Here is a 25,286-nt window from a genome sequence, read left to right as displayed (position 1 = left end):
AAAAGGATTACAAATGTCACTACAATTCAACGCCATTGCCCTATTACTGGTCGTACTGATTCTACTCGGCGTACTCAGCCACAACAGCTCAATTACTATTTCTGCCGCTATCTTATTGTTAATGCAACAAACTTTCTTGAGCCAATACATCCCCTTTGTAGAAAAAAATGGCTTAACCATCGGAATTATCATTTTAACTATCGGCGTACTCAGTCCGCTGGTGTCAGGTAAAATTCAATTACCCGATATAAAATCCCTATTAGATTGGAAAATGTTAGTAGCATTGGCAGTGGGAGCATTGGTAGCATGGCTCGGTGGACGTGGGGTCAGTTTAATGGGAACCCAACCGATTTTACTCACGGGCTTATTGATTGGTACCGTGCTAGGCGTGGCATTTCTCGGCGGTATTCCAGTCGGTCCCTTGATTGCAGCAGGGATTTTATCTCTATTAATTGGGGTAAAATAAATCATGAAACCAAACAAAACCCCATTAAATCCCTTGCAAAAAACCTTATTTCACCAACTCAAGGACGTTATGATCCTTGACGAACGGAAAATTGCCGCACGCATTAAGGGCATTGCTCAAATTAAAAATGAACAAAGCCAACAAGCCGTGGCGGCTGAAATTCAAAGCCAAATTCAACAGGCACAAGAACGTTTAAATCAACGTAAAAGTGCGGTGAAAAATCCGATCGTTTTTGCCGAAAATTTACCTGTCAGCCAACGCAAAGCGGAAATTCAACAATTAATTCGTGAAAATCAAGTAGTGGTGATTGCAGGCGAAACGGGATCGGGCAAAACCACGCAATTACCGAAAATGTGTTTAGAACTGGGTTTAGGCAAAAAAGGCTTGATTGGACACACACAGCCACGCCGTATTGCGGCCCGTTCAGTGGCGGCTCGTATTGCGGAAGAATTGCAAACTGAACTCGGCAGTATTGTCGGTTACAAGGTTCGCTTTAACGATCAAATCAGCGAGCAAACCCAAATTAAGCTGATGACAGACGGGATTTTGCTGGCGGAGATTCAAACCGATCGCTATTTAAATCAATATGATACACTCATTATTGATGAAGCCCACGAACGCAGCCTTAATAACGATTTTATTCTCGGTTATTTAAAGCAACTCTTGCCACGCCGTCCTGATTTGAAAGTGATTATCACGTCCGCCACCATTGATGTAGAACGCTTTTCTAAACATTTTAACAATGCCCCGATTTTAGAAGTATCAGGGCGAACCTATCCAGTGGAAGTGCGTTATCGTCCAATGTTAGACAATGATGAAGAAGATCAATTACAGGGCATTGCTAACGCGGTAGATGAGCTACAAGCCGAGGGCAGAGGCGATATTCTGATCTTTTTAAACGGCGAGCGAGAGATTCGGGATACGGCGGAAATGTTGCAAAAACAAGATCTTCGCCATACGGAAATTTTGCCCTTGTATGCACGTCTGTCCGCCCAAGAACAAAATAAAATCTTCCACCCGAGCGGACAGAATCGTATTGTATTGGCAACCAACGTGGCGGAAACGTCCTTGACTGTGCCAGGGATCAAATATGTGATCGATCCTGGGACGGCTCGCATTTCTCGTTATAGCTACCGCACCAAAGTGCAACGCCTACCCATTGAGCCGATTTCGCAAGCGTCTGCCAATCAACGCAAAGGGCGTTGCGGTCGGGTGTCAGAGGGGATTTGTATTCGCCTGTATTCGGAAGAGGATTTCAACAACCGCCCTGAATTTACCGATCCTGAAATTTTACGCACTAATTTAGCCAGCGTGATTTTGCAAATGACGGCGTTGGGCTTGGACGATATTGATGCTTTTCCTTTTGTGGATGCCCCTGATAAACGCCATATTCAAGACGGCATTAAATTGTTGGAAGAATTGCAAGCCTTTGAATGGCGAAAAACCAAATTTGGCGAAAAACGCTTTTTAACCCAACAAGGTAAACAGCTCGCCCAGTTGCCAGTGGATCCCCGCCTTGCCAAAATGCTCTTAACAGCGGTAGAACAGGGTTGTTTGCACGAATTAATGATTATTGTGTCCGCCTTGTCTATTCAAGATCCCCGAGAGCGACCGCAGGAAAAACAACAATCCGCTGATGACAAACATCGCCGTTTTGCCGATAAAAAATCCGATTTTATGGCGTGGCTGAACCTGTGGAATTATATTCAAACCAACCAAAAAGAGCTGACCAAAAACCAATTTCGCCGTTTATGCCAAAAGGATTTTCTCAATTATTTGCGGATTCGGGAATGGCAGGATATTTATCATCAAATCAGAACCCAAGTGCGAGAATTGGGCTTGCCGATCAATTCGGAAGCGGCAAAATATCCGCAAATTCACACCGCACTTTTAAGCGGTTTGCTGTCGCATATCGGTCTGAAAGATAATGAAAAAAGCCAATATTTAGGGGCAAGAAATGCGCATTTTGCGATTTTTCCTAATTCGGTATTGTTTAAAAAACAGCCGAAATGGGTAATGGCAGCGGAGCTAGTGGAAACGTCTAAACTCTGGGGGCGAATGGTTGCGGAAATCGAGCCAGAATGGATTGAGCCACTTGCCAAACATCTCAGTAAAAGCAGTTATTCCGAACCCCGTTGGTCAAAATCCCGTGGGCAAGTGATTGCCGATGAAAAAGTGAGCCTGTATGGCGTGCCGATTGTGGCAAGTCGCCCTGTGAATTTTAGCCAAATTGAACCGCAAACTTGCCGTACGATTTTTATTCAATCCGCACTGGTGGAGGGGGATTGGAACACTCGCCACAAATTCTTTTTTGCCAACCAAAAATTAGTGCGTGAAGTGGAAGAGCTGGAGCATAAATCCCGCCGCCGTGATATTTTGGTGGACGACCGCACTTTATTTGAGTTTTACGATGAACGCATCGGGGCGGACGTGGTGTCGCAGAAACATTTTGACAGTTGGTGGAAAACCGCCAGCCAAAAAGATCCTGATTTGCTCAATTTTGAAAAATCGTTCTTGATGAATGATGATGCACAAAAAGTGAGCCAACTGGATTTCCCGAATTTCTGGCAACAGGGCAATATTAAGCTCAAACTGACTTATCAATTTGAACCAGGGACGGACGCAGACGGCGTGACGGTACATATTCCATTGCCGTTGCTCAATCAAATTGAAATGACAGGGTTTGACTGGCAAATCCCAGGTTTACGCCAAGAATTGATTATCGCTTTAATCAAAGCCTTGCCGAAAACGCTCCGCCGCAATTTCGTGCCAGCCCCCAATTATGCCGAAGCGTTTTTAGGGCGAGTAACCAATTTTGATAAGCCATTGACGGAAACCTTAAGCCACGAGTTCCGCCGAATGACAGGTGTATCCGTTGAACCTGAGCAATGGAATCTTGAACAAATTGCACCGCACTTAAAAATGACCTTCCGTGTGGTGGACGACAAAGGCAAAAAAATTGCCGAAAGTATGAATTTAGATCAGCTTAAATTTGATCTCAAAGATCGGGTGCAAGCCAGCATTTCCGCCGTGGCAGATGATGGCATTGAGCAATCAGGGATTCATATTTGGAATTTTGACCAACTTCCGCAATGTTATGAGCAGAAAAAACAAGGGTTTACGGTCAAAGCCTTTCCTGCTATTACGGACGAAAAAGATGCCGTGGGGATTAAATTATTTGAAACCGAATACGAGCAAAGCGTGGCAATGCAGCAGGGGTTACGCCGTTTAATTTTGCTCAACGTGCCATCACCGATCAAATATTTACACGAAAAATTACCCAACAAATCCAAACTGGGGCTATATTTCACCCCGTTCGGCAAAGTGCTGGAATTAATTGATGACTGTATCGCCTGCGGTGTGGACAAGCTAATCGCTGATTTTGGCGGTTTTGTGTGGAATGAAACGGATTTTGATAAATTGCGAGATTTCGTGCGAGAAAATCTCAACGATATTACCGTGGACATTGCTCAACAGGTAGAACGCTTGCTCACGCTCACCTTTGAAATCAACAAACGCCTAAAAGGCAAAATGGATTTCACCCAAGCCTTTGCCTTGTCTGATATTAAAGCTCAACTGAACGGTTTGATTTATCAGGGTTTTGTGGAAAAAACAGGCTACGCTCGCTTGCCCGATTTACAGCGTTATCTCCAAGCCATAGACAAACGCCTAGACAAACTCACCCAAGACACCAACCGAGATCGGGCGGCAATGCTGAGAGTAGAACAATGCCAACAAGCCTACAATCAGCTGTTAGCAAAACTGCCAAAATCGAAACCGCACTCCGCAGAAGTGTTGGAAATTCGCTATATGATTGAAGAACTTAGAGTGAGTTTGTTTGCTCAACAGTTGGGGACGAAATACCCGATTTCGGATAAAAGGGTGTTGAATATTATTAATGAGATGTAGCAAGTTTGTTTATACACAAGAAGACGGAAAAATTTGTGTATGATAAAATAACGCACACAAGAAATGCAGAAAACTTGTGTGTGTTATGTTAATATACACAAAAAATCACAAAAACTTGTGTACGTTAGGATGCTATACACAAGAAGTGAGAAAGATGTGTGTATGTTATAGCGAGAGAGGTAAGAATGAATATGGAAAATAGCTATCAAATTCCCGATCTTTTTGCTTTAGGTGAGGTGGAAACCAAAGCGGTATTAAAAGCAACGAATCAGGCTCATCAGGCATTAGGTGAACTAAAAGGGCTGGTGCAAACGATCCCGAATCAGCATATTTTGTTGGGGACATTGCCATTGCAAGAAGCAAAAGAAAGTTCTGAAATTGAGAATATTATCACCACGCAAGATGATTTGTATCAAAGTAATTTTTCAACCCAACAATTTGCCACCGTTGCCGCTAAAGAAGTGCATCATTATGCACAAGCAATGCGATTGGGATTTGATGCAGTTAAATCTAACGGATTGATTACGTTGAATTTAATTAAAGATGTACAAGCTGTTTTAGAAGGTAATAACGCAGGTTTTCGCCAACAACAGGGAACAGGTTTAGTGAATCAACAGACGAAAAAAATCGTTTATATGCCACCGCAAACGTTAGGTTTGATTGAGCAATATATGGCAAATTTAGAGCAATTTATTAACGATTCCGAACAAATAGATTACGATCCTTTGGTAAAGATGGCATTAATTCATCATCAATTTGAGAGTATTCACCCGTTTTATGACGGCAATGGACGAACAGGGCGAATAATCAATATTCTGTATTTAATTCAACAAGGTTTATTGGATACACCAATTTTATACCTTTCCCGTTATATCAATCACAACAAAAGCGAATATTACCGCTTATTGCAAGCAGTGCGAGAGGATAAACAGTGGGATAATTGGTTGGTGTTTATGCTCAATGGTATTGCGGAAACGGCGAAACAAACCGTCATATTAGTGACGAAAATCAAAGCATTAATGCAACAGCACAAGCAAAAGATTAGGGCAAATTTGCCAAAAGTCTATAGCCACGAACTTATTAATAATTTATATAAACACCCTTATACCAAAATTGATTTTGTTGCCGAAGACTGCCAAATTCACCGCAACACGGCAGTGAAACGGTTAGATGAGCTGGTTCAGTTAGGTGTTTTGCAGAAAGTGAAAATTGGCAAAGAGAATTTTTATATCAATGTGGATTTGTATCATTTGTTAATGGAACAATAAAGTTGGGGACGAAGTATCCGATTTCGGATAAAAGGGTGTTGAATGTGATTGGGGAGCAATAAGCTCCCCGAATTACGAAATGTTTTATATGAATTTAAGGTTAGTCGGAAATTTTTTCCCTGTTTGTCATACCGCAAAAGCTGGTAATCCAGTCCATTCTTTTGCCGTTTTCACTTTTTCAAGGCTTTGTTGATATTTTATATTGTTATTGAGTTCCCATAAATCCACGTTATTTTGCAAATTAAGCCAAAATTCCGCTGTGGTATCAAAGACTTTAGCCAATTTCATTGCCATTTCTAAGCTAATTTTAGACTTGTTATTTACAATGGCACTGACAGTATTACGGTGAACATCAAGCATATCCGCCAAATCACCAATTTTAAGATTTAATGGTGCTAAAAATTCTTCTTGTAAGATTTCACCTACGGGAGTGGGTTTGCGTTGGGTCACATACATAGTATTCTCCTATAAATCGTAATGATGAGGATCTAAATAGAGATGAGTAATCTCATTATTTTCAAATTTAAAAATCAGTCGATATTGCTTATTCACCCGAATGGAATACATTTTATTTTCTTTCGGCTCAAGTAATTCAAGGCGATTCGCTGGCGGTGAACGTAAGTCGTTTAGATTTTCCGCAGCATTAATCATATCCAATTTTCGTGCCAATACCTTTGTTAAATTCGCAGGAATTTTACTATGACTTTCACCGTATTGAAAAAAACGGTAAAGGTAATTATCACGAAAATGAATGGATGTGAGATTAAACATTTTTGCCTTGATATTGATTGATATGGTGCTATTGTAAAATAAATAAATACACAGTGCAAGTGTGCATATTCTTTGAGCAAAAGGAATGTATTCCTTTTTACTTACTCTTGACAGAGTAAGTAAACATCATTGCATATTTATTTGTCTAGTGGCTGGGGACAAACCCCCCTATTTTGGATAAAATGGCGTTGTGAATGATTAACGAAATTTAGAGGAAAATATGTCTAAAAAAAGCCTAGACACAGCGTTGTTAGCCATTGAAGTATTATGCAATATTCCAAAAAGCAGAAAAATCGACAGTCAAGAATTACAACAAAAATTGGCAGATGCGGGTTATGTACGTGATAAACGCTCAATTCAACGCTTGCTTAAAGTGTTGGCAGAACATTTTGATATTGAAGTGGATGACCGTTCTAAACCCTATGGTTATTGCTGGAAGAAAAATTCCAATGGCTTAAATATTCCTAGCTTAAGTCCACAACAAGCCCTTGTGTTACGCCTTGCCGAAGAACAGCTTAAAACCTTGTTGCCTGCTAATATTATGCGCTCAATGCAAGGCTTTTTTGAGCAAGCTCGTTCGCAGTTGAGTGGCGATAATAAAAAGTTGGAAAAACAATGGTTAAACAAAGTCGCCATTGCTCCCACTAGTCAACCGCTTTTGCCAGCCAAAGTGAGCGGCAAAATTTTTGACACCATTAGCACCGCACTATTTGAAAATCGCTATTTGATGGTGAATTATCAAGGGCAATATCGCTCTCATCAAGCCAAAATAATGCCCTTAGCCTTGGTGCAACAGGGGGCGAGTAGCTATTTAGTGGCACGTTATCAAGACGATGACACGCCAAAACATCTTGCACTGCATCGCATTAAATCCGCAGAGCTTTCCACGATGTTTTTTGATCGTCCGACCGACTTTGTATTGAAAAATTATGTGAATGATGCTCATTTTGGCTTTGGCAACGGCAAACTCATTCAACTGCGATTTTCGGTGGCTCGTTATGCAGGCTTTCATTTAACCGAAACGCCGTTATCAGCAGATCAACAAATTTTGGAACAATCCGATCAACATTATCGTTTTCAAGCCACGGTGGTGGATAGCGAAATGCTGGATTGGTGGCTGGCGAAATTTGGGGAGGATATTTGGGATATTGAGAAAATTGAAATTTGATAATTTTTGCGACATAGATTGTCGTTAACAAGTATATAATAACATTGAATATTAAGCTATAGTTTAAGGAGAACCAAGCAATGGAACTAAAAGAGATAGTGACTTTCTTACGCCATTATTACCAACAATATACTGAAATAAAGCAGAAACAGCAGAAAACCGCATTGTATGATGCGAATGCTTTTAATCCACTTCGTTTTCTTCGTACAGATGAAATGGGATTATCTGCGATTTTGGCTTTTTTATTAGATCCAAACGAAACTCACGGGCAACAAGATTTATTTCTCAACAGCTTTTTGAAATATTCACACCTTGCAACATTTTTAGCCTATGACAGAGTTGACGTGGTGACTGAACAAAGTACCGCAGAGAACCGCAGACACGATATTTTTATTCAAGGTTATTTAAATAATGAAATAAAATGGATTATTTCGATTGAAAATAAATTGAGAGGTGCAGTAGATCAACCTAAACAAATCCAAGATTATCTAAAGGATATAGGAAATAGGGTAAAGGAGAATTATTGTCTCATTTATTTGCCCAACTATGATAAGGATCCTGATGAGTCATCTCTATCGAAAGAAGAACGGGAAAAATTAAGCAAAGAAAATAAATTCAAAATAATAACACCTACGGATTTAATTCAGTGGCTAGATCAAACCCCCATTATTGCACCACGAATGCAACAGTTTTGTGATGATATAAAACAATTTTTACAACAGGAGTTTTTAGAAATGACAAAAGAAAATAACCAGTTAATTGAACAAATTATCCAAAGTGAACAAGATATAAAAATGACTATTTTACTTGGAGAATTACAGGATTTATTAAAGATAGAGTTAATGAAAAAGTTACGAGAACAATTACAAGGGTTATTTTCAGATGTTTTTCGGATAAATCAATTTGAACCACCTTATTTTGAGAATGTCGAAAAAGGGAAAAGTAAATATTTTTCTATTATAGAGATTAAATCAAACACTAAAAAATATAGCGTAAGAATGGAATTCGATAGATCTAATTATCAAAATCTGTTTTATGGTTTTTATAAGAGATTTAAATTAGAGAATGAAAATGAATTTTATAAAACTAATAAAACTATTTTTGATGAAATAACGGATAAAAATTCTAATGAGTGGTGGTTTTGTTGGAAATATGCAGATACCTCTATTCTAAATTGGAATAAAGAAGTTTGGTCAAAAATCCTAACGGGTGAAATAGCCCAAAAAATTTATAATATGTTGCTTCCTTTAGTGAATAAAATGATAGAGATAGATAATCAACTAAAAGAATGAATATGACTTAAATTTGCGAAGTGCGGTTAAAATATGATTTTTTAACCGCACTTTTCACTTTGAAAAATAATTACATGCGACATATTTTGTCGCAACTGAGACATATAATTTCCATTAAGTAATGTACTTTTAGGAAATAGATATGTGCCATTTTGTTAAATTCTCAGCGATTTATATTAATAAACCGTCCCAATTCATCGAAGGTATTAAATCAATATCCATATTTTGTTTAATGGATATGTCAGCTATTTGGGGGGCAGATATTTGCTTTGTCATTGCGGATACGGATGATCCTTTACTACCAGATTGTATTTCAATGTTAATTCGCCAAAGGATTATACCAATTATTCTACGCCATAAAAATTTTGATGAACTTATGCCAACGATTGAACAAGTTAATCACATTTTTTATAGGGAAGAGAGTGAACAACAAGAAATAATGAGACTACTTGTGGATGTGATTGATAAAAAAGGCGTGATGAGCATTGATTTTAATGATCTATTGAGCGTCATCTCGCCAACTTTAACGTTAAATTATTGTGCTTTTTGTGGCAGTATTGATGATGTGACTGCTGATATAACGCATTATATGGAGTCAATTTTTCCGATTAAATCAGGGCTTTTTGTCGTAGAAAGCAATGAGACAATTGAATTTTTAGGCGTAATGAATATTTTTTCGTTACTGAAGATTTGTCAGAATGATGATTCTGATGTACGGATAAGTCACATATTGAATAACGATCTTAAAATGATAAAAACACATTTAATTTATTTTTAATTGTGCTAATTAAGAGAATCTTTGTATACACAAAAAATGATAGAAATCTGTGTGATGGAATAAAATACCCACTATCATATTTTATACGACATACTTTGTCGCAAAACTCAATAAAATCTTCTTTGAAATATCAACTGCGGTAAAAAAATCTATCATTTTGTACCGCACTTTCCCACAGCAAAGGAGATCATTATGCCAACCTATTCCCTCACTTATTGTCAATCTGCTCAAGGATTTGTTTGCTACGATGCTTTATTAACAGGCGTAGAGCTTTGCCAAGTTTTGAGACGTGAACCGCAAAAAGCGAAAACAGTTACTTTTGAAAAAGAAAATCCGATTATTGCGATTGCGGATGGGCTATCTACCACCCCAAAATGTTTTAAAGCAAGTCGTTATTGGATTGAATGGTTAAAAGATGATTGTACATATTTAACCGACCAATGGATTAGACAAGTATTTGAATATTATTGCAGTTATTTCCCTAAACCTTGGGGAACCACCACCACTTTAGTTTCGGCTCAATTATTTGAAAAAGGTAAAGTGAGAATTTTAAATATTGGTGATAGTCGAGCCTATAAAATTACCGAGCTTGGTGAATTTATTCAATTAAGTTATGACCATACTATACTCAATGAATTATTAACAGCCTATCCAGAAGTTGATCCCAATATTGTATGTGAAGAAATCAAATATATGTTGTCCGATTGTTTGGTTGCCGATAGAGCAGCGAGAAATTTTACTATTTTTAACCAAGAATACCAGCTAAAACCCAATGAAACGCTCTTATTATGTTCTGATGGTCTAACTGCTTTTTTAAAATCCGAACAATTAAGCGAAATTTGGCAGTCCTATTCAACCAATGAGCAGCGTTTGCAAGCCTATCAAGATAAGTTAACTCAGCCAGAAATAAAGGAAGATTTGTCGATTGTGGTATGGACGTATCAAGGATAAAGAAAAAAGGCTCGTATGAGCCTTTATTTTTACTCTATTTATTCGTAATCAAATTCATAAGGGTTTGGAATTTGTCCATTATATAATGCTTTGTAATCTTCCAATGGGAAAAAATAACATTGAAAACGTTTATCAATGGAATTGTCATGTCCATCTTCCCAACGTTCACAAAAAATAGCTAAGGATTTTTCATCAAAATCAATATAAAAAGCATTAGCAGAACCCGACAAAATACCTTCATCAGACATGAAAGGGAAGATTGGAGCAATGGGCACATCAGGCAAATTTTGATTAAACCAATTGAGCAGCATTTCTTCTTCTTTTTCATGGTCTTCTTGTTTGAATTTAATGAAATAAAGATCGCGTTGTTTGTGATAGAAATAATCACTGATTGTTCAAATGATCATAGGCATAGATTTTCTCCTTAGTTAATTGAATGAGTGATAGTATATCGCTTTATGCGACAAACTGTGTCGTATGATAAAAATCTTTTTGTAGAACGCATGCGACATAAATTGTCGTCAATCTTCTTATAATTCCTATTAAGATGATGAAATTTCATTTTTAATTGAGATTTAAAACTCATTTATGAATGGTGATAACAAATAAGGAGTTTATGATGACAACGCAATATCAATTACAACCCAGTTCCCTTTCTCTTTATAGCCAAAAAATGATTTTACGTTATTTGCTAGATAGTAATGCGTGGCGATTTTTTATTGAAAAGAAAGGTTGGTCAGATAGTGATTTAGCCTTTGCACTAGGTATGCCTGAAGAATTGGATATTGAGTTTTCCGATGAAATTGCTGAAAGACAATTTAAAGAAAATAGTTTCAAACAATTATTAATTCAGCGTTATCAACAAATTCAGCAACAACAAGATGATGAAGAACAGTGGAAAATGTTGGATAAAAATATTGCTTTTTTGACTGATTTATTAAATTTATCTGATGTGGAGCAAGCCGTATTGCATTTGGCAACACATCTTGAATTAGAAAATGAGTTAGTTTTGGCAATGAATTTATCTCGCCGCCGAGATTTAAATTTGAGTGAATGTTTGGATATTATGTCGAAAGTATTGAATGTAAATAAACAAGCATTAAAGGGGGTGGTAAAGAAAAATGCCAAATTATTTAGTTATGGTATTTTAGAACGAGCCCATTATTGTAATGAAGTGAAGGACTTTATTCGTTGGGAAGGTATGTTGGATATTCACGAGTTTACCTATTTTGAAATAGATTGTAATCTTTTATTATCTCGTTGTTTACAAGAAAGTGCTAAGCCGAAATTAACCTTTGCTCAATTTGAGCATATTAGTGAATTTAAACAGCAACTTTTAGATTATTTAACACCTAACATTATCAACAAACAACGTGGAATGAATATTCTCATTCACGGTAAAGCTGGTGTAGGTAAAACAGAATTTGCTTCTTTATTAGCCCAACAATTAGGTGTGACTTGTTATACCCTTAGCCCTGAAGATCGAGATGGCGATATTATTGATGGGGAGCAACGTTTAAATAATTGCCGTTTAGCTCAACGTTTATTAGAAACCGCCGAACAAAAAGCGATGATTATTTTTGATGAAGTGGAAGATGTGTTTTATGGCGGCTTTTTTAATCCGTCGGTGGCACAATCCCATAAAGCGTGGGTTAATCAGTTATTAGAAAATAATTTGACGACGATGATTTGGTTGTCCAATAATATTCAAGGCATTGATCCTGCTTTTTTACGCCGTTTTGACTTTATTTTTGAAATGCCAGATTTACCAATTAAAAATAAAGAAAAACTGATTTTAGAAAAAGTCGGGGATAAATTATCGCCTGCTTATGTTCATCATTTTGCGGTGCAAGATGCGATTTCACCAGCGTTGATTGATAAAGGCTTTACGATTATGAATCAGCTTGCAGCACATCAAGATAAAATTGATGGCAAGGTGGCAATCAACTGGTTTAATCAAACGTTACAAGCACAAGGCTATAAAAAAATTGAGCCGTTAAACCAAAGTGCGGTGCATTATTCTTTAGATTTTATTGCTTGTACGGACAATATTCATCAAATTAGCCAAGGTTTACAACAACATAAACGGGGGCGAATTTGTTGCTATGGTCCAGCAGGGACGGGCAAAACGGCGTGGGCAAAATGGTTAGCGGAGCAAGCGGCGTTGCCCTTGTTGCAACTCAATGGGTCGGATTTACTCGATCCTTATGTGGGCGGAACGGAGCAGAAAATCGCCCGTGCATTTAACAAAGCCAAGGAAAATAATATGCTATTGGTGTTAGATGAAGTGGACAGTTTTTTATTTGACCGAAATGGGGCGGATCGCAGTTGGGAACGCTCAATGGTGAATGAAATGCTCACCCAAATTGAGAAATTTGATGGCTTGTTGGTAGTGTCCACCAATTTAATGGACAGTCTTGATCCTGCGGTGCTACGCCGTTTTGATCTCAAATTGAAGTTTGATTATTTAACTCAAACGCAAGTTTGCGAATTGGCGAAATGTCAGGCGGAAAATCTCGGGATTGTCTTAAATGAACAAGATTTTATGCGATTAGCCGAGATTGATTATTTGACTGCTGGGGATTTTGCCGCCGTAGCTCGCCGTCATCAGTTTTCGCCTTTTGAAAATGGGGAAACTTGGGTGATGGCGTTGACGAAAGAATGTGAATTAAAGCCCGTGGTGAAAGGTCAGGTAAAAATGGGGTTTTAGTCTTATTCATTTTGTGACATACATCAAGAAACTGAAATATTATCCTTTTGATTTGCCTCATTATGGCACATAATAGCAGTTGTTTTTTATAGACTAGAACAAAATAAGGAAAAACTATGGTTCAATTCAACGCTATCATAGCAATTCTAGGTATTATCGCCACGATTTATTTACTCATTAAAAAATACGAAACTCGCACCGTATTAATCGGGGTGGGGTTAGTTATGGCAATTATTACCTTAAAACCCATGGAAGCCTTAGATGCGTTTGCCAAATCCATGACATCAGGTGGCTTGATTATGGCGATCTGTTCAAGTATGGGGTTTGCTTATGTGATGAAATTTACTCAATGCGATAGCCATTTAGTGCATTTACTCACGAAACCTTTAAGCGGTTTAAAATTCTTTTTAATTCCGATTGCAACGATTATTACGTTCTTTATTAATATCGCCATTCCATCCGCCGCAGGTTGTGCAGCTGCTGTGGGGGCAACATTAATTCCAGTGTTAAAAAGTGCAGGCGTAAGACCAGCCACTGCTGGGGCAGCGATTTTGGCAGGGACATTCGGTTCAATGATGAGTCCTGGGTCTTCCCATACTGCAATGATTAGTGAAATGTCAGGATTGACGATTACTGAAGTCAACCTTTCCCACGCACCTTATACCATGATTGCTGGGGCGATTGGTGCTTTAGTGTTGACGATTTTAGCCATTGTGTTTAAAGATTACGGTGAGCAACATCGTCAAGCCTATATTCAAGAAAATCAAGAAACAGAATCACATTTTGAGAAAGTTAATCCATTGTATGCCCTTGCTCCGTTAGTTCCCTTAGTCATTTTGGTGATTGGTGGTACATCATTACAACAGGTGTCTGGTTTAGAGTGGACCAAAATGGGCGTGCCGCAAGCGATGTTGATCGGAGCAATTTATGCCATTGTGGTGACACGTATTTCGCCAGTAAAAATCACCGAAGAATTTTTTAATGGTATGGGTAATTCTTATGCCAATGTGCTAGGTATTATCATTGCTGCCAGTGTATTTGTTTCTGGTTTAAAAGCCACTGCTGCAGTAGATTCCGCCATTGAATTTTTAAAACATTCCAATGAATTTGTGCGTTGGGGAGCGACTATTGGTCCATTCTTAATGGGTGTAGTAACAGGCTCAGGCGATGCCGCTGCGATTGCCTTTAATACCGCAGTGACATCGCATGCCGTGGAGCTAGGTTACACTCACGTTAATTTAGGTATGGCAGCCGCCATTGCTGGAGCGATTGGTCGAACTGCTTCACCGATTGCAGGCGTAACCATTGTTTGTGCGGGATTAGCGATGGTTAGCCCTGTGGAAATGGTGAAACGTACCGCCCCAGGTATGATTTTAGCGACCTTATTTTTAGCGTTGTTTATGTTGTAAATCTGAACCAAAATACACCGCACTTGCGTGATTTTAGCCAAAAGTGCGGTGTTTTTTTACTCTTTTTTCAGGTTATGGTTATTGAGCCATATTTTGCACAGATTTCAAAAAGCCTTTTGCCGTAGCATAAATATCCGTTTTACCTTGAGCCTTTAAAATCAGATCAGACATTTCACGAAATGCCCCTTTGCCACCACCTAGGGTGAGTACATAATCGGCATTTTCTTTTACATAATCAGCTGAATCAGCGACCGCAAAAGATAAACCACAGACTTCAAAAGCGGGTAGATCTACGCTGTCATCTCCAATATAAGCGGTTTGTTCAGGGCTAACATTGGCTTGTCGCATTAATTCAAAGCAGGCGGTTTCTTTTTCTAATTTACCTAGAATAGACAATGTAATGCCAAGATCTGCCATACGCTTTTGTAAAATCGGAGAAGAACGTCCAGATAATACGGCTACTTGAATCCCTTGTTCTATCAACATACGAATGCCTAAACCATCACGCACATGGAAACTTTTAATGGCTTCGCCGTTAGCATCATAATGTAATAATCCATCCGTGAGTACACCATCAATATCTGTGATCACTAATTTGATTTTTTGTAATTTATCTAGCATGTTTAACCCTGTTTTAACTTGAAAATTCCACTAAGCCAACGACTTCATTTTGATCATTAACAACCACCAAGGAGTGAATTTTTTTCTCTTTCATAAAGGTTTCGGCAGTTGTTAAGAATTCATCTTGATGAATAGTTTTCGGATTTCTGGTCATTAAATCTTGAGCGGTTTTACTTAGGGTGGCTACACCATTAGAGGTTAATGCACGGCGAATATCGCCATCCGTAATAATGCCTTGTAATCTATTATTATCCATGACCAAAGCAACCCCCATTCGACCTTCGTTCATAATGGTCAAACAATCGGTAAAGCTGGTCGATAGTAGGGTAATCGGTAAGCGAGTTTGCATTTGATCTTTCACGCGGCAAAGTAAACGGCGACCTAATGAACCACCGGGATGGAATTTGGCAAAATCTATAGGTTTAAAATCACGAGCATAGATTAATGCAACTGTTAGTGCATCCCCTAAAGCTAAAGTGACTAAAGCCGAAGTTGTTGGAGCAAGGTTATTCGGGCAGGCTTCACGTTCAATGGTAATGTCTAATACATAATCAGCGTGTTTGCCTAAGGTTGAATCTTTGTTACTGGTCAATGCAATGATTTTATTACCGAAATTTTTTAAACTGGGAATGAGTTTATTGACTTCGTCACTTTCACCGCTATAAGAAATAAGAATCACCACATCAAGGGGCTTTAACATACCTAAGTCACCATGAAAGGCTTCGGTTGGGTGTAAAAAAAAGCTCGGTGTACCTGTTGAGGCGAAACTGGCGACAATTTTTTGCCCAATAAGTCCAGATTTACCTACGCCACTAATGGCAATACGACCTTTACATTTTAGAATTAATTCCACCACATCATTAAAGGTGTTATCAAGAGTTCGACTTAATTTATCTAACGCCTGCTCCGCCATACTAATGGTTTCACGAGCATAATGTAGATGATCCATTCGTTATATCCTCAAAAGTGCGGTGAAAAAAGACATCGTTTTTATCACCTGAAAGAATGTTTCCATTTTAACGCAAGTTTTAATTTCTCTCTAGGAAAAATTCCGTTATACTGCACCCTGAGTTGATCAGACAATCGCTGGTTTATTGAAGCCCTAAAGTGTTCGTAAGAACGATCTAGTGGGACAAATAGACGAGAGGAAAGTCCGAGCTACACAGGGCAGAGTGCTAGGTAACGCCTAGGGGGAGCGATCCCACGACCAGTGCAACAGAGAGCAGACCGCCCCTCACCTAGTAACTTAGGTGAGGGGTAAGGGTGAAAGGGTGCGGTAAGAGCGCACCGCGTAATTGGCAACAATTTACGGCAAGGTAAACTCCACTCGTAGCAAGACCAAATAGGAACTCAATGGGTTGCCCGCTCAGAGTTCGGGTAGGTTGCTTGAGCGTGCGTGCGAACGTACGCCTAGAGGAATGATTGTCCACGACAGAACTCGGCTTATCGATCAACTCAAGTTATTTTGGCAAAGCCCCCATTTCCCCTGTTGTTTTATTTGGGTTGGGGTGATTGGGGCATAATGTTTTTTATACTAAATTGTTTGAATTTTGCCCCCCTTCCCCCTTCCCCCTTCCCCCTTCGGGGACTTCCCCCCGCAAGCAGGGGGAAGAAAGGGAATATTTTGCTCCCTCTCGTTTGTGAGGGATTTTGCTCCCCCTGCTTGCGGGGGGAGCTGTCCGAAGGACTGAGGGGGGGCAAAATTACCCCACTGTTTTCACCTTTATCAAACACACCGCCCCAATCGCAATCATCAGAAACGACACATAAAACACCGTACTATAATGCCAAAATTGAGCTAACCAACCTGCGATCGGACCAGCTACCACCCAGCTTAATTTAGCAGCATTGCTGAATAACGTGGTTGCAGCCCCTGCTTGACGTGGCATTAAATCTTGAAAATACACCATACCTAGCGTAGCAATAGTGCCTATAAATATGGCATTAAAAAATTGTAGTAAGACTAATTGCCATGTATTTTGGAAAAGTAACAAGCCAAGATAAAATAACAATCCAGCACCAAGTGCGGTGAAAATTAAGGATTTTTTACTGAAGTATTTGGTTAAATATCCCCCAAGTAACATAATTGGGATTTCCAATCCTGCCGCCGTTCCCATTAACGTTCCTGCTAATTCTGCTGATAAATGCAATTCGTGAATTACATATAATGGCATATTAATTAAATACATACCGTTACAGTTAAAAATCATAAAGACAGTGACAAATAGATAAATAACGCTTTTACGGTTATTAACAGGGGTTTGTAATAGAGTATTTTGCTCCGTTTTTTTATGAGGCACTTTTGGCAATAATGTAATGGCAATTATTCCACAAAATAAAAAGGCTAATGCTGCAATAGAATACATCCAATCAAAGCCCCAATTTAATGCAATGCTAAAGGAAAGTGGCGGTCCGACAATCCATGCGAGTGAAATTTGGGTTCGCATAATGGTGGAAAACATCACGGTTTCTTTGCCCGTGCTATCTGCATATTCACGAGCTAAGGCAAAAGATTGTGGATTGGCGGAGGATCCCAAACCGAGTAGGGTAGTGCCAAACAATACCAACCAAAGATAATCACGACTAAAAGCAAATACTAAACAACCGCCAATAGCCAACATACAGCAAAACAGCATTACTTTACGGCGGTCGTCCATTTTATCCGAATATTTTGCCAGTATTTGGCTTAATCCAATCCCAATAATGGCATTGATGGCGTAAAAATAGCCGACCATCGCAGGCGAAACCTGAATTTCTTGCGACAAAAACAGGCTCAATGTCGGCAATTGGAAAGAGGAAGCAATACCTGTCAAAAAGGCAATTAGTAAAAATGCAAATGCCACCAAATTGGCAGGTTTTTCAATGTGAGTGGTTGGGGTGAGCATAAAGATCTCTGAAAAAAGAAAAAGTGCAGTAGATTTTACCGCACTTGGGGGACTTTTATAAGATTATTTTACCGTTTTTGTTTCCACACCGCCAAACAAGACACTGCACCATTAAACCCTAAACAAATACCCGTGCTGATACCGATAAACAGGATAAAATGTTGATTATCCATTAATGGGTGTTGAATGGTTCTTACCACGGTTTCAAAGTAGCGAGAAAGGAAAATAAACAGATAGATGATTAAAGGGAGAACGCTACCTTGTTGTTGCCATTTGCCTTGGGCGATTGGTGTGATGGTTTGCCATTGCTTGCTGAGTTGTGCCAAAATTACCCCAATAATCAATCCACTAAGAAAGGCAAGGGTTGCAAGTTCATAATGGTGATTTCGACTGATATTGATGATAATTAAGGGAAAAAAGATAATGAGGGCAATAAATAATTGAAAGGTTCTAATTTGTCGTGGTCGAAGTTGGCGTAAGCCGAGTAAGGTGAGTATCACAAGAATGAGCCACGCCCAAATTGGGGTATGTTTGATAATTTCCATCATAATTTTCCTTTTGTTGAATGGAAAATGGATAAATTATTTTATGCCTGTTTTTAGACGTAATGCAATATCTATTGGGATAAAAATTCTGACAAAATCCCCCGCACTTGCGTACGGGGTTAATGATAGTGGCGATGCTCCGCATCTAAAGGAACAGCCACGGAGTGGCGTAACTATGTCTAACCCTGTACGCTAGTGCAGGGTAATTGAAGTAGAGGGAAATAAAGAGCAAAATCCCCCGTACTTGCGTACGGGGTTAATGATAGTGGCGATACTCCACATCTTATTTGGATAGCACTATTTGCCTAAATTATCAAAAAACTTCTTCACACTGTCAAAGAAACTGGAATGTTTTGGGCGTTGGGTTGTGTGTCCGTCTAGGCTTTCTTCTAATTTACGCAACAATTCTTTTTGTTCTTCATTGAGTGAAACAGGGGTTTCAATAATGATTTTGCAGATTAAATCGCCTGCGTAACCGCTTCGCATTGCTTTAATACCTTTGCCACGCATGCGGAACATTTTGCCTGTTTGGGTGCCTTCTGGGATTTTTAATTTCGCCCGACCTTCAAGAGTTGGGACTTCAATTTCACCACCCAATGCAGCTTGAGTAAAGCTAATTGGTACTTCACAATATAAATTGTTGCCGTCACGTTCAAAAATCGGGTGATCTTGTACATGAATAACCACATAAAGGTCGCCTGCTGGAGCTCCATGTTCACCTGCTGCCCCTTTACCTGCCAAGCGTAATTGATTGCCAGTGTCCACCCCAGCAGGGATTTTAACAGAAAGACTTTCAGTTTTATGTACCCGACCATCACCATGACATTTTTTACAAGGTTTTTCAATTTTCTTACCTGTACCATGACAATGTGGGCAAGCGGTTTCAGTCACAAAGAAACCTTGTTGACGGCGAACCCGACCTTGTCCGTGACAGGTTGGACAGGTTTCCACTTTAGAACCTTTTTCTGCACCCGTGCCATCACATTGCTCACAATGTACAAGAGTACGAATTTGAATATCTTTGGTGATACCTCGAACCGCTTCTTCAAGGGTAATCTCAATGTCGTAGCGTAAATCGTCACCACGTACTACACGTTGACGACTTGCACCACCGCCAAACATTTCGCTGAAAATATCTTCAAATCCACCGAAACCACCAAAGCCTCCGCTAAATCCGCCAGCACCGCCACCAAATCCACCTTGTTCAAAGGCGGCGTGACCGTATTGATCGTAAGCCGCTCGTTTTTCTTTGTCGTTTAAGATCTCGTAGGCTTCGTTGATCTCTTTAAATTTTTCTTCGCTGTCTTTATCACCCTTGGTTCTATCTGGGTGATATTTCATCGCTAGGCGTTTATAGGCGCGTTTGATTTCTTTGTCATCCGCCCCTTTTTGAATACCTAGTACTTCGTAATAATCTCGTTTTGCCATAATTTTTTGCTCAGTTAATCAGTAAATTTAATTTTATGCACCCATTGGGCAATCACTGGTTGTAAAAACCAAATAGTTGGGAATGCGACACAGAAAGCGGTAAACCAGTTTTTACCCCAAATCAATAAAAAGTCAGGTGTAATACCGATATTCACGATGGTCATTCCAAGTGAAATAAAACAAGAATAAATGAATACTGACACCGTGACCATAATGGGGCGAAACCATCTTCTTTTAATTGCCATTTTACTCACTCGTGATATTTTCGGTTAAAGAGAATCTTTGTTTGTTTAAAATCTCATCAATTTTTGTTCGTTCTAATCCTGTTGCAATGAGGGTTTGCTCTAAGGTTTGCAATTGTTTTTCAAAATTAAGACGGGCTTGATGAACGTTATATGCGATAAAATCCGCATTTAAATCGCTTTCAATGCGATAAAATTTAATATTAGAAACGCAGGGATAAAACCATTTGAATTTTGCCGTTAATTCCTGAATAGCAAGGGTGCCGTGTGCTTCACTGATGTTTTCTTGTCCGAGATAAACACTGCCTTGTAAATTATCAAAACCGTGTTTTTCCAGTACATTCCGAATATCATAATACGCATTATTTGCACTCTTGCTATGGTAATTTTCTTTTAAGCAATTTGTATCCATATCGAAAGTGATTAAATATCTACTCATTGTTCACCCTGTGTTTAATAGCCGAAAAGGGCGTAAACCTACGCCCTTAATTAATGGATAATAAATCTTATTTATTATCTTTCACTTCTTCAAACTCTGCATCCACTACATCATCTTGTGGTTTTCCGCTTTGAGCTTGTTGAGCGTCTGGTTGTGGTTGTGCCGCTTGCATTAATTTTTCAGAGACCTGAATTAACGCTTGCAATTTCGCATCAATTTCCGCTTTGTCTTCGCCTTTCGCTGCGGTTTCCAATTCACCTAAGGCTTTTTCAATTGGTGCTTTATCATCCGCAGAAAGTTTGTCGCCTACTTCGCTTAATTGTTTGCGAGTCGAGTGAACAATGGCATCCGCTTGGTTGCGAGCTTGCACTAATTCTTCAAATTTACGGTCGGCTTCGGCGTTGGCTTCCGCATCACGTACCATTTGTTGAATTTCTTCATCACTTAAGCCTGAAGACGCTTTAATGGTGATTTGTTGCTCTTTACCTGTGCCTTTATCTTTGGCTGACACGTGGATAATACCGTCGGCGTCAATATCGAAAGTCACTTCAATTTGTGGCATACCGCGTGGTGCTGGGTTAATGCCTTCAAGGTTGAATTGACCCAAAGATTTATTGGCTGATGCTTGTTTACGTTCACCTTGTAACACGTGGATGGTTACCGCACTTTGGTTATCTTCCGCCGTTGAGAACACTTGTGATTTTTTAGTTGGAATCGTAGTGTTTTTCTCAATTAGGGTAGTCATTACACCGCCCATGGTTTCGATACCTAATGATAATGGGGTAACGTCTAATAATAACACATCAGTCACATTACCAGATAACACACCACCTTGTACCGCTGCACCCACTGCAACAGCTTCATCTGGGTTCACGTCTTTGCGTGGTTCTTTACCAAAGAATTCTGCTACTTTTTGTTGCACTAATGGCATACGAGTTTGACCGCCCACAAGAAGTACATCATCAATTTGTGAAATACTCAAGCCCGCATCATTTAACGCTACTTTTACAGGTTCAATGGAACGAGCGACTAAATCTTCTACTAATGCTTCTAATTTTGCACGAGTTAATTTAATGTTTAAGTGTTTTGGACCTGTCGCATCAGCTGTGATATAAGGTAAATTCACATCTGTTTGTTGAGCAGAAGAAAGTTCAATTTTGGCTTTTTCGCCTGCTTCTTTTAAACGTTGCATCGCTAATGGATCGTTGCGTAAATCGACACCTTGTTCTTTTTTGAACTCATCTACCAAGTAATTGATTACACGGTTATCAAAGTCTTCACCACCTAAGTGAGTATCACCATTGGTTGCTAATACTTCAAAGGTTTTTTCGCCACCGACTTCATCAATTTCGATGATAGACAAGTCGAATGTACCACCACCCAAGTCATACACCGCAATGGTTTGGTTGCCTTTGCCTTTGTCTAAGCCGTAAGCTAATGCGGCAGCGGTTGGTTCATTGATAATACGTTTAACATCAAGACCAGCGATACGACCTGCATCTTTAGTCGCTTGACGTTGAGCATCGTTAAAGTAAGCTGGTACAGTGATAACTGCTTCTGTTACCGTTTCGCCCAAGAAATCTTCGGCAGTTTTTTTCATTTTTTTCAACACTTCGGCTGAAATTTGTGGTGGTGCTAATTTATCGCCTTTCACATCTACCCACGCATCACCATTATCTGCTCTCACAATGCTGAACGGCATAATGTTCACATCACGTTGTACTTCTTGGTCTTCAAAACGGCGACCGATTAAACGTTTGATAGCGAATAAGGTATTTTTTGGATTGGTTACAGCTTGACGTTTTGCTGGTTGTCCCACTAAAGTTTCATTGTCATTAGTATAAGCAATAATTGACGGCGTTGTGCGATCACCTTCCGCATTCTCAATGACACGTGGTTTGTCGCCATCCATGATTGCTACACAAGAGTTAGTTGTACCTAAGTCAATACCGATAATTTTTCCCATAATTTGTTTTCTCCTAGTTTGAATTGGTTTTCGCAATGCCTTTAATTTATCTAGGCTTGCTTGCTTGTTACTTAAAATGTGGTTGGCTTTTGTTTTTTCAAGGGCAATTTTAAAAAATTTCTGAAATTTTAAAATCGTAGTACAAAATCACATTTTTTGTCGTATCGATAAAGTAAGGTTGATTTAATTGATTTCAAGAGAGCAATGAAAAAAATCCCTAAAATTCACCGCGGTTTATGCTAATATTAGCCTTATATTAACAATATAAAGTGGAGTTTTAGAATAATGAAAAAATCAACAATCGCAACGGGTGTTATTATTGCTTTCGGTGCAATTTGGACGGGAGGTGCTTGGTACACAGGGAAAATTATAGAACAACAGTATCAACAACAAATCAGCAAAATTTACCAAACTTGGCTACAAGAAAATCAGGTGTTGGGTGCCATTACACAAATTGAAGATGTACAAATTGAACGAGGTATTTTTAGCTCAGATTTTCATTATAAGATAAATATTAAATCAGATAATTTAACATTGGATTTACCTTTTGATGGGACTTTATATCATGGACCATTGCCATTAAATCAAGTGGCTAAATTAAATATAATGCCTGCCATGTTTTCTCTTTCTGCGAAATTAGCCAATAATCAAGATTTGGCTAAATTGCTTCAAACCAACAATAATGAAAGTCCGATTTCGCTTGTAGCAACCATGTCTTATAGCCAAAATATTCATGGTGAAGAAACCTTTATTCCTGCTCAATTAACCACTGATGATGTCCAAATAAATTGGGATAAAGGTGTGATTAAATTTGATCTCCCTTTACAAGGAATGGGGAACTATGATGTTGATTTTGATAAAATAAATGTCACATTAACGGGCGATGCCTTAAAAAAATTTGTTGCTGAAACAAGTGCTAATCAGCTTAAAAAAATGACGATTGAATTGGATAATTTAAAATCCAACTCAGATATTAAATCAACAGAATTACCATTTCTTTACACTGGAAATTGGAAAGCCAGTGTAGATAATTTGCATTATACGTATAGTTACACAGATGTACCCACAGAAACCTTTGATTTAGCTAAATTAGAAATGAGTGTAGATGCTAAACAAGATAAAGATGTGATGAATTATGCTGTTGCACTAAAAACTGAGCCCAAATTGAATGAAAAATCTTTTGGCGAGTTTGAGTTTACTTTTAATGCTGATCATCTTTTAGCCAAAACTGTCAGTGCAATTTTAGCAACCGATCCTAATGATGATGCTGAGATGCAACGATTAAGTTTAGAACTCTTACAAAATCAACCGCACTTGCGAATTAATCCGTTAAATTTAACGAATAACGCTGGAAAAATAGTGGCAGATTTAGATGTGGAATTGTTAGAGAAGGATTTTTCAAAAGCCTTTAAAGGAAAAATTTTGAGCTTATTTAAGCAGTTAAGTTTAAATATTAATGTCGATAAATCTGCTATAACGGAATTATTATCCACACAGGAACAGGCTACAGGGCAAGATAAAACCACTGCTGATGCACAAGCCCAACAGCAAATGGAAATGTTGGTCGAACAAGGTAAGGCACAAGAAATTATCATCGAAAAAGATAATAAAGTTTCGTTAAACTTGAAGTTAGAAAAAGAGGGTATTAATTTTAACGGCAATATTATTCCAGAAGAATATATTGGAATGGCAATTCTGGGTATGATGATGCAAGGTGTTGAGCATTAATTTGCTTTTAGGTGAAAGTAAGTGCGGTGCAAAATGTTGAGATTTTGCACCGCACTTTTATGTTAATTTAACCATGTCTAAATAAACTTAAAGTTCCTTGTATAACCCAACCTACCGCAAGGGCATAAATTAATGTGCCTACCCCCACTGTACCACCTAACCAGTAGCCTAAAGCACAAGCAGTTACTTCCATTATAGTTCTTACTTTACCGATTTTCCAATGAAATTTATGGCATATTCCAACCATTAAACCATCTCTAGGACCAGCCCCAAGATGACAGGTAAGATAAAATGCGGTGCCGATACCGAGTAACAGCATGCCAACTAAGAAATAACCTATTTGCCAAATTAAATTGGTTTGAACGGAGAGATAAGCAACGGTTATGCCGAGTAGGATAGCGATGACCACCAGATTTAACAAAGTCCCTATACCTAATCGTACTTTTAAGGGAATCCAAAGTAGCATGACGATTCCACTGATAATAAAAGATGCCCAACCGACACTAAAACTTCCTTGTAACGCAATACCTTGTGATAGCACTGTCCAAGGTGCCGATCCAAGATTGGAAAGTAAAATCAATCCTTCCCCGATTCCCATAATAACAAGGGTAGGTAACAGGACAAATAAAGATTTGGTTTCAAGTGACCAAATGTGTTTTGCTGTCCAAATAGTGGAGGGTAAAGTTGTTGATTTTAGTTTCATGCAATAT

Annotated in this window: 22 protein-coding genes and 1 other RNA gene; 11 read left to right on the top strand and 12 right to left on the bottom strand. The window is 38.8% G+C overall.

The window, feature by feature from the left end; translation table 11 throughout:
* Positions 1-13: 13 nt before the first annotated feature.
* The 3 genes from O1Q80_RS09030 to O1Q80_RS09020 all read left to right on the top strand — a co-directional run bounded on the left by O1Q80_RS09030 (position 14) and on the right by O1Q80_RS09020 (position 5,643).
* The gene (locus O1Q80_RS09030; RefSeq protein WP_386694610.1) at positions 14-466 is read left to right on the top strand and encodes a DUF441 domain-containing protein; all 453 of its coding nucleotides are present in this window, start codon (positions 14-16) and stop codon (positions 464-466) included.
* Positions 467-469: 3 nt separating this feature from the next.
* Positions 470-4,375: an ATP-dependent RNA helicase HrpA gene (gene hrpA / locus O1Q80_RS09025; protein WP_386694608.1), complete on the top strand. Its 3,906-nt coding sequence runs from the start codon at positions 470-472 to the stop codon at positions 4,373-4,375.
* Between the two features lie 185 nt (positions 4,376-4,560).
* Positions 4,561-5,643, top strand: a complete 1,083-nt coding sequence (locus tag O1Q80_RS09020; protein WP_386687144.1) for a Fic family protein — start codon at positions 4,561-4,563, stop codon at positions 5,641-5,643.
* 126 nt (positions 5,644-5,769) lie between these two features.
* Here O1Q80_RS09020 and O1Q80_RS09015 read toward each other — a convergent pair whose 3' ends face one another.
* On the bottom strand, positions 5,770-6,093 hold the full coding sequence (locus O1Q80_RS09015) for a HigA family addiction module antitoxin (RefSeq protein WP_386690266.1): 324 nt from the start codon (positions 6,091-6,093) through the stop codon (positions 5,770-5,772).
* 15 nt (positions 6,094-6,108) lie between these two features.
* Positions 6,109-6,414: a type II toxin-antitoxin system RelE/ParE family toxin gene (locus tag O1Q80_RS09010; protein WP_386687142.1), complete on the bottom strand. Its 306-nt coding sequence runs from the start codon at positions 6,412-6,414 to the stop codon at positions 6,109-6,111.
* Positions 6,415-6,634: 220 nt separating this feature from the next.
* Between O1Q80_RS09010 and O1Q80_RS09005 the strand changes: the two genes are divergently transcribed.
* The 4 genes from O1Q80_RS09005 to O1Q80_RS08990 all read left to right on the top strand — a co-directional run bounded on the left by O1Q80_RS09005 (position 6,635) and on the right by O1Q80_RS08990 (position 10,603).
* Positions 6,635-7,582, top strand: coding sequence for a helix-turn-helix transcriptional regulator (locus O1Q80_RS09005; RefSeq protein ID WP_386694606.1), 948 nt, complete (start codon positions 6,635-6,637; stop codon positions 7,580-7,582).
* Between the two features lie 80 nt (positions 7,583-7,662).
* Positions 7,663-8,874 carry a PD-(D/E)XK nuclease family protein gene (locus O1Q80_RS09000; protein WP_386694604.1) on the top strand — a complete coding sequence of 404 codons (1,212 nt, stop codon included), beginning with the start codon at positions 7,663-7,665 and terminating at the stop codon, positions 8,872-8,874.
* A 142-nt stretch (positions 8,875-9,016) separates the two neighbouring features.
* Complete coding sequence (locus tag O1Q80_RS08995; protein ID WP_386694602.1) at positions 9,017-9,652, top strand: hypothetical protein; 636 nt, start codon at positions 9,017-9,019, stop codon at positions 9,650-9,652.
* A gap of 192 nt (positions 9,653-9,844) precedes the next feature.
* On the top strand, positions 9,845-10,603 hold the full coding sequence (locus O1Q80_RS08990) for a PP2C family protein-serine/threonine phosphatase (RefSeq protein ID WP_386694601.1): 759 nt from the start codon (positions 9,845-9,847) through the stop codon (positions 10,601-10,603).
* 38 nt (positions 10,604-10,641) lie between these two features.
* On the opposite strand, the gene O1Q80_RS08985 is transcribed toward O1Q80_RS08990, so the two are convergent.
* Positions 10,642-10,914 carry a hypothetical protein gene (locus tag O1Q80_RS08985; RefSeq protein WP_386694599.1) on the bottom strand — a complete coding sequence of 91 codons (273 nt, stop codon included), beginning with the start codon at positions 10,912-10,914 and terminating at the stop codon, positions 10,642-10,644.
* Positions 10,915-11,222: 308 nt separating this feature from the next.
* Between O1Q80_RS08985 and O1Q80_RS08980 the strand changes: the two genes are divergently transcribed.
* Positions 11,223-13,313, top strand: a complete 2,091-nt coding sequence (locus O1Q80_RS08980) for an AAA family ATPase (RefSeq protein WP_386694598.1) — start codon at positions 11,223-11,225, stop codon at positions 13,311-13,313.
* A 116-nt stretch (positions 13,314-13,429) separates the two neighbouring features.
* On the top strand, positions 13,430-14,722 hold the full coding sequence (dcuC, locus tag O1Q80_RS08975) for a C4-dicarboxylate transporter DcuC (RefSeq protein ID WP_386694596.1): 1,293 nt from the start codon (positions 13,430-13,432) through the stop codon (positions 14,720-14,722).
* 78 nt (positions 14,723-14,800) lie between these two features.
* On the opposite strand, the gene O1Q80_RS08970 is transcribed toward dcuC, so the two are convergent.
* Both O1Q80_RS08970 and O1Q80_RS08965 read right to left on the bottom strand, forming a co-directional pair.
* The gene (locus O1Q80_RS08970; RefSeq protein ID WP_386694594.1) at positions 14,801-15,343 is read right to left on the bottom strand and encodes a KdsC family phosphatase; all 543 of its coding nucleotides are present in this window, start codon (positions 15,341-15,343) and stop codon (positions 14,801-14,803) included.
* Positions 15,344-15,356: 13 nt separating this feature from the next.
* Entirely contained in the window at positions 15,357-16,292 is a 936-nt protein-coding gene (locus O1Q80_RS08965; protein ID WP_386687125.1) for a KpsF/GutQ family sugar isomerase, read from the bottom strand.
* A 118-nt stretch (positions 16,293-16,410) separates the two neighbouring features.
* Between O1Q80_RS08965 and rnpB the strand changes: the two genes are divergently transcribed.
* Positions 16,411-16,805: RNase P RNA component class A (gene rnpB, locus O1Q80_RS08960), an RNA gene on the top strand.
* 241 nt (positions 16,806-17,046) lie between these two features.
* Here the strand turns inward: rnpB and O1Q80_RS08955 are convergent.
* The 6 genes from O1Q80_RS08955 to dnaK all read right to left on the bottom strand — a co-directional run bounded on the left by O1Q80_RS08955 (position 17,047) and on the right by dnaK (position 22,848).
* Positions 17,047-18,228, bottom strand: a complete 1,182-nt coding sequence (locus O1Q80_RS08955) for an MFS transporter (RefSeq protein WP_386694593.1) — start codon at positions 18,226-18,228, stop codon at positions 17,047-17,049.
* 68 nt (positions 18,229-18,296) lie between these two features.
* A complete protein-coding gene (locus tag O1Q80_RS08950; protein ID WP_386694591.1) occupies positions 18,297-18,773 on the bottom strand; it encodes a hypothetical protein in 477 nt (158 codons plus the stop codon).
* A gap of 297 nt (positions 18,774-19,070) precedes the next feature.
* Positions 19,071-20,201, bottom strand: a complete 1,131-nt coding sequence (dnaJ, locus tag O1Q80_RS08945) for a molecular chaperone DnaJ (protein ID WP_386694589.1) — start codon at positions 20,199-20,201, stop codon at positions 19,071-19,073.
* Positions 20,202-20,215: 14 nt separating this feature from the next.
* A complete protein-coding gene (locus O1Q80_RS08940) occupies positions 20,216-20,446 on the bottom strand; it encodes a DUF2798 domain-containing protein (RefSeq protein WP_386690722.1) in 231 nt (76 codons plus the stop codon).
* A 1-nt stretch (position 20,447) separates the two neighbouring features.
* Positions 20,448-20,882, bottom strand: coding sequence for a VapD (locus O1Q80_RS08935; RefSeq protein WP_386694587.1), 435 nt, complete (start codon positions 20,880-20,882; stop codon positions 20,448-20,450).
* Between the two features lie 67 nt (positions 20,883-20,949).
* The gene (gene dnaK, locus O1Q80_RS08930; RefSeq protein ID WP_386694585.1) at positions 20,950-22,848 is read right to left on the bottom strand and encodes a molecular chaperone DnaK; all 1,899 of its coding nucleotides are present in this window, start codon (positions 22,846-22,848) and stop codon (positions 20,950-20,952) included.
* 285 nt (positions 22,849-23,133) lie between these two features.
* Here dnaK and O1Q80_RS08925 point away from each other — a divergent pair, with 285 nt between their 5' ends.
* Positions 23,134-24,576, top strand: coding sequence for a YdgA family protein (locus tag O1Q80_RS08925; RefSeq protein WP_386694583.1), 1,443 nt, complete (start codon positions 23,134-23,136; stop codon positions 24,574-24,576).
* 67 nt (positions 24,577-24,643) lie between these two features.
* Here the strand turns inward: O1Q80_RS08925 and O1Q80_RS08920 are convergent, their stop codons facing one another.
* Positions 24,644-25,279, bottom strand: coding sequence for a YitT family protein (locus O1Q80_RS08920; RefSeq protein WP_386694581.1), 636 nt, complete (start codon positions 25,277-25,279; stop codon positions 24,644-24,646).
* Positions 25,280-25,286: the final 7 nt, after the last annotated feature.

The sequence above is a fragment of the Lonepinella sp. MS14435 genome (assembly GCF_042485795.1).
Classification (GTDB): domain Bacteria; phylum Pseudomonadota; class Gammaproteobacteria; order Enterobacterales; family Pasteurellaceae; genus Lonepinella.
Note: the sequence above shows the minus strand (reverse complement) of the source record. Positions and strands in the feature narration are given on the sequence as shown.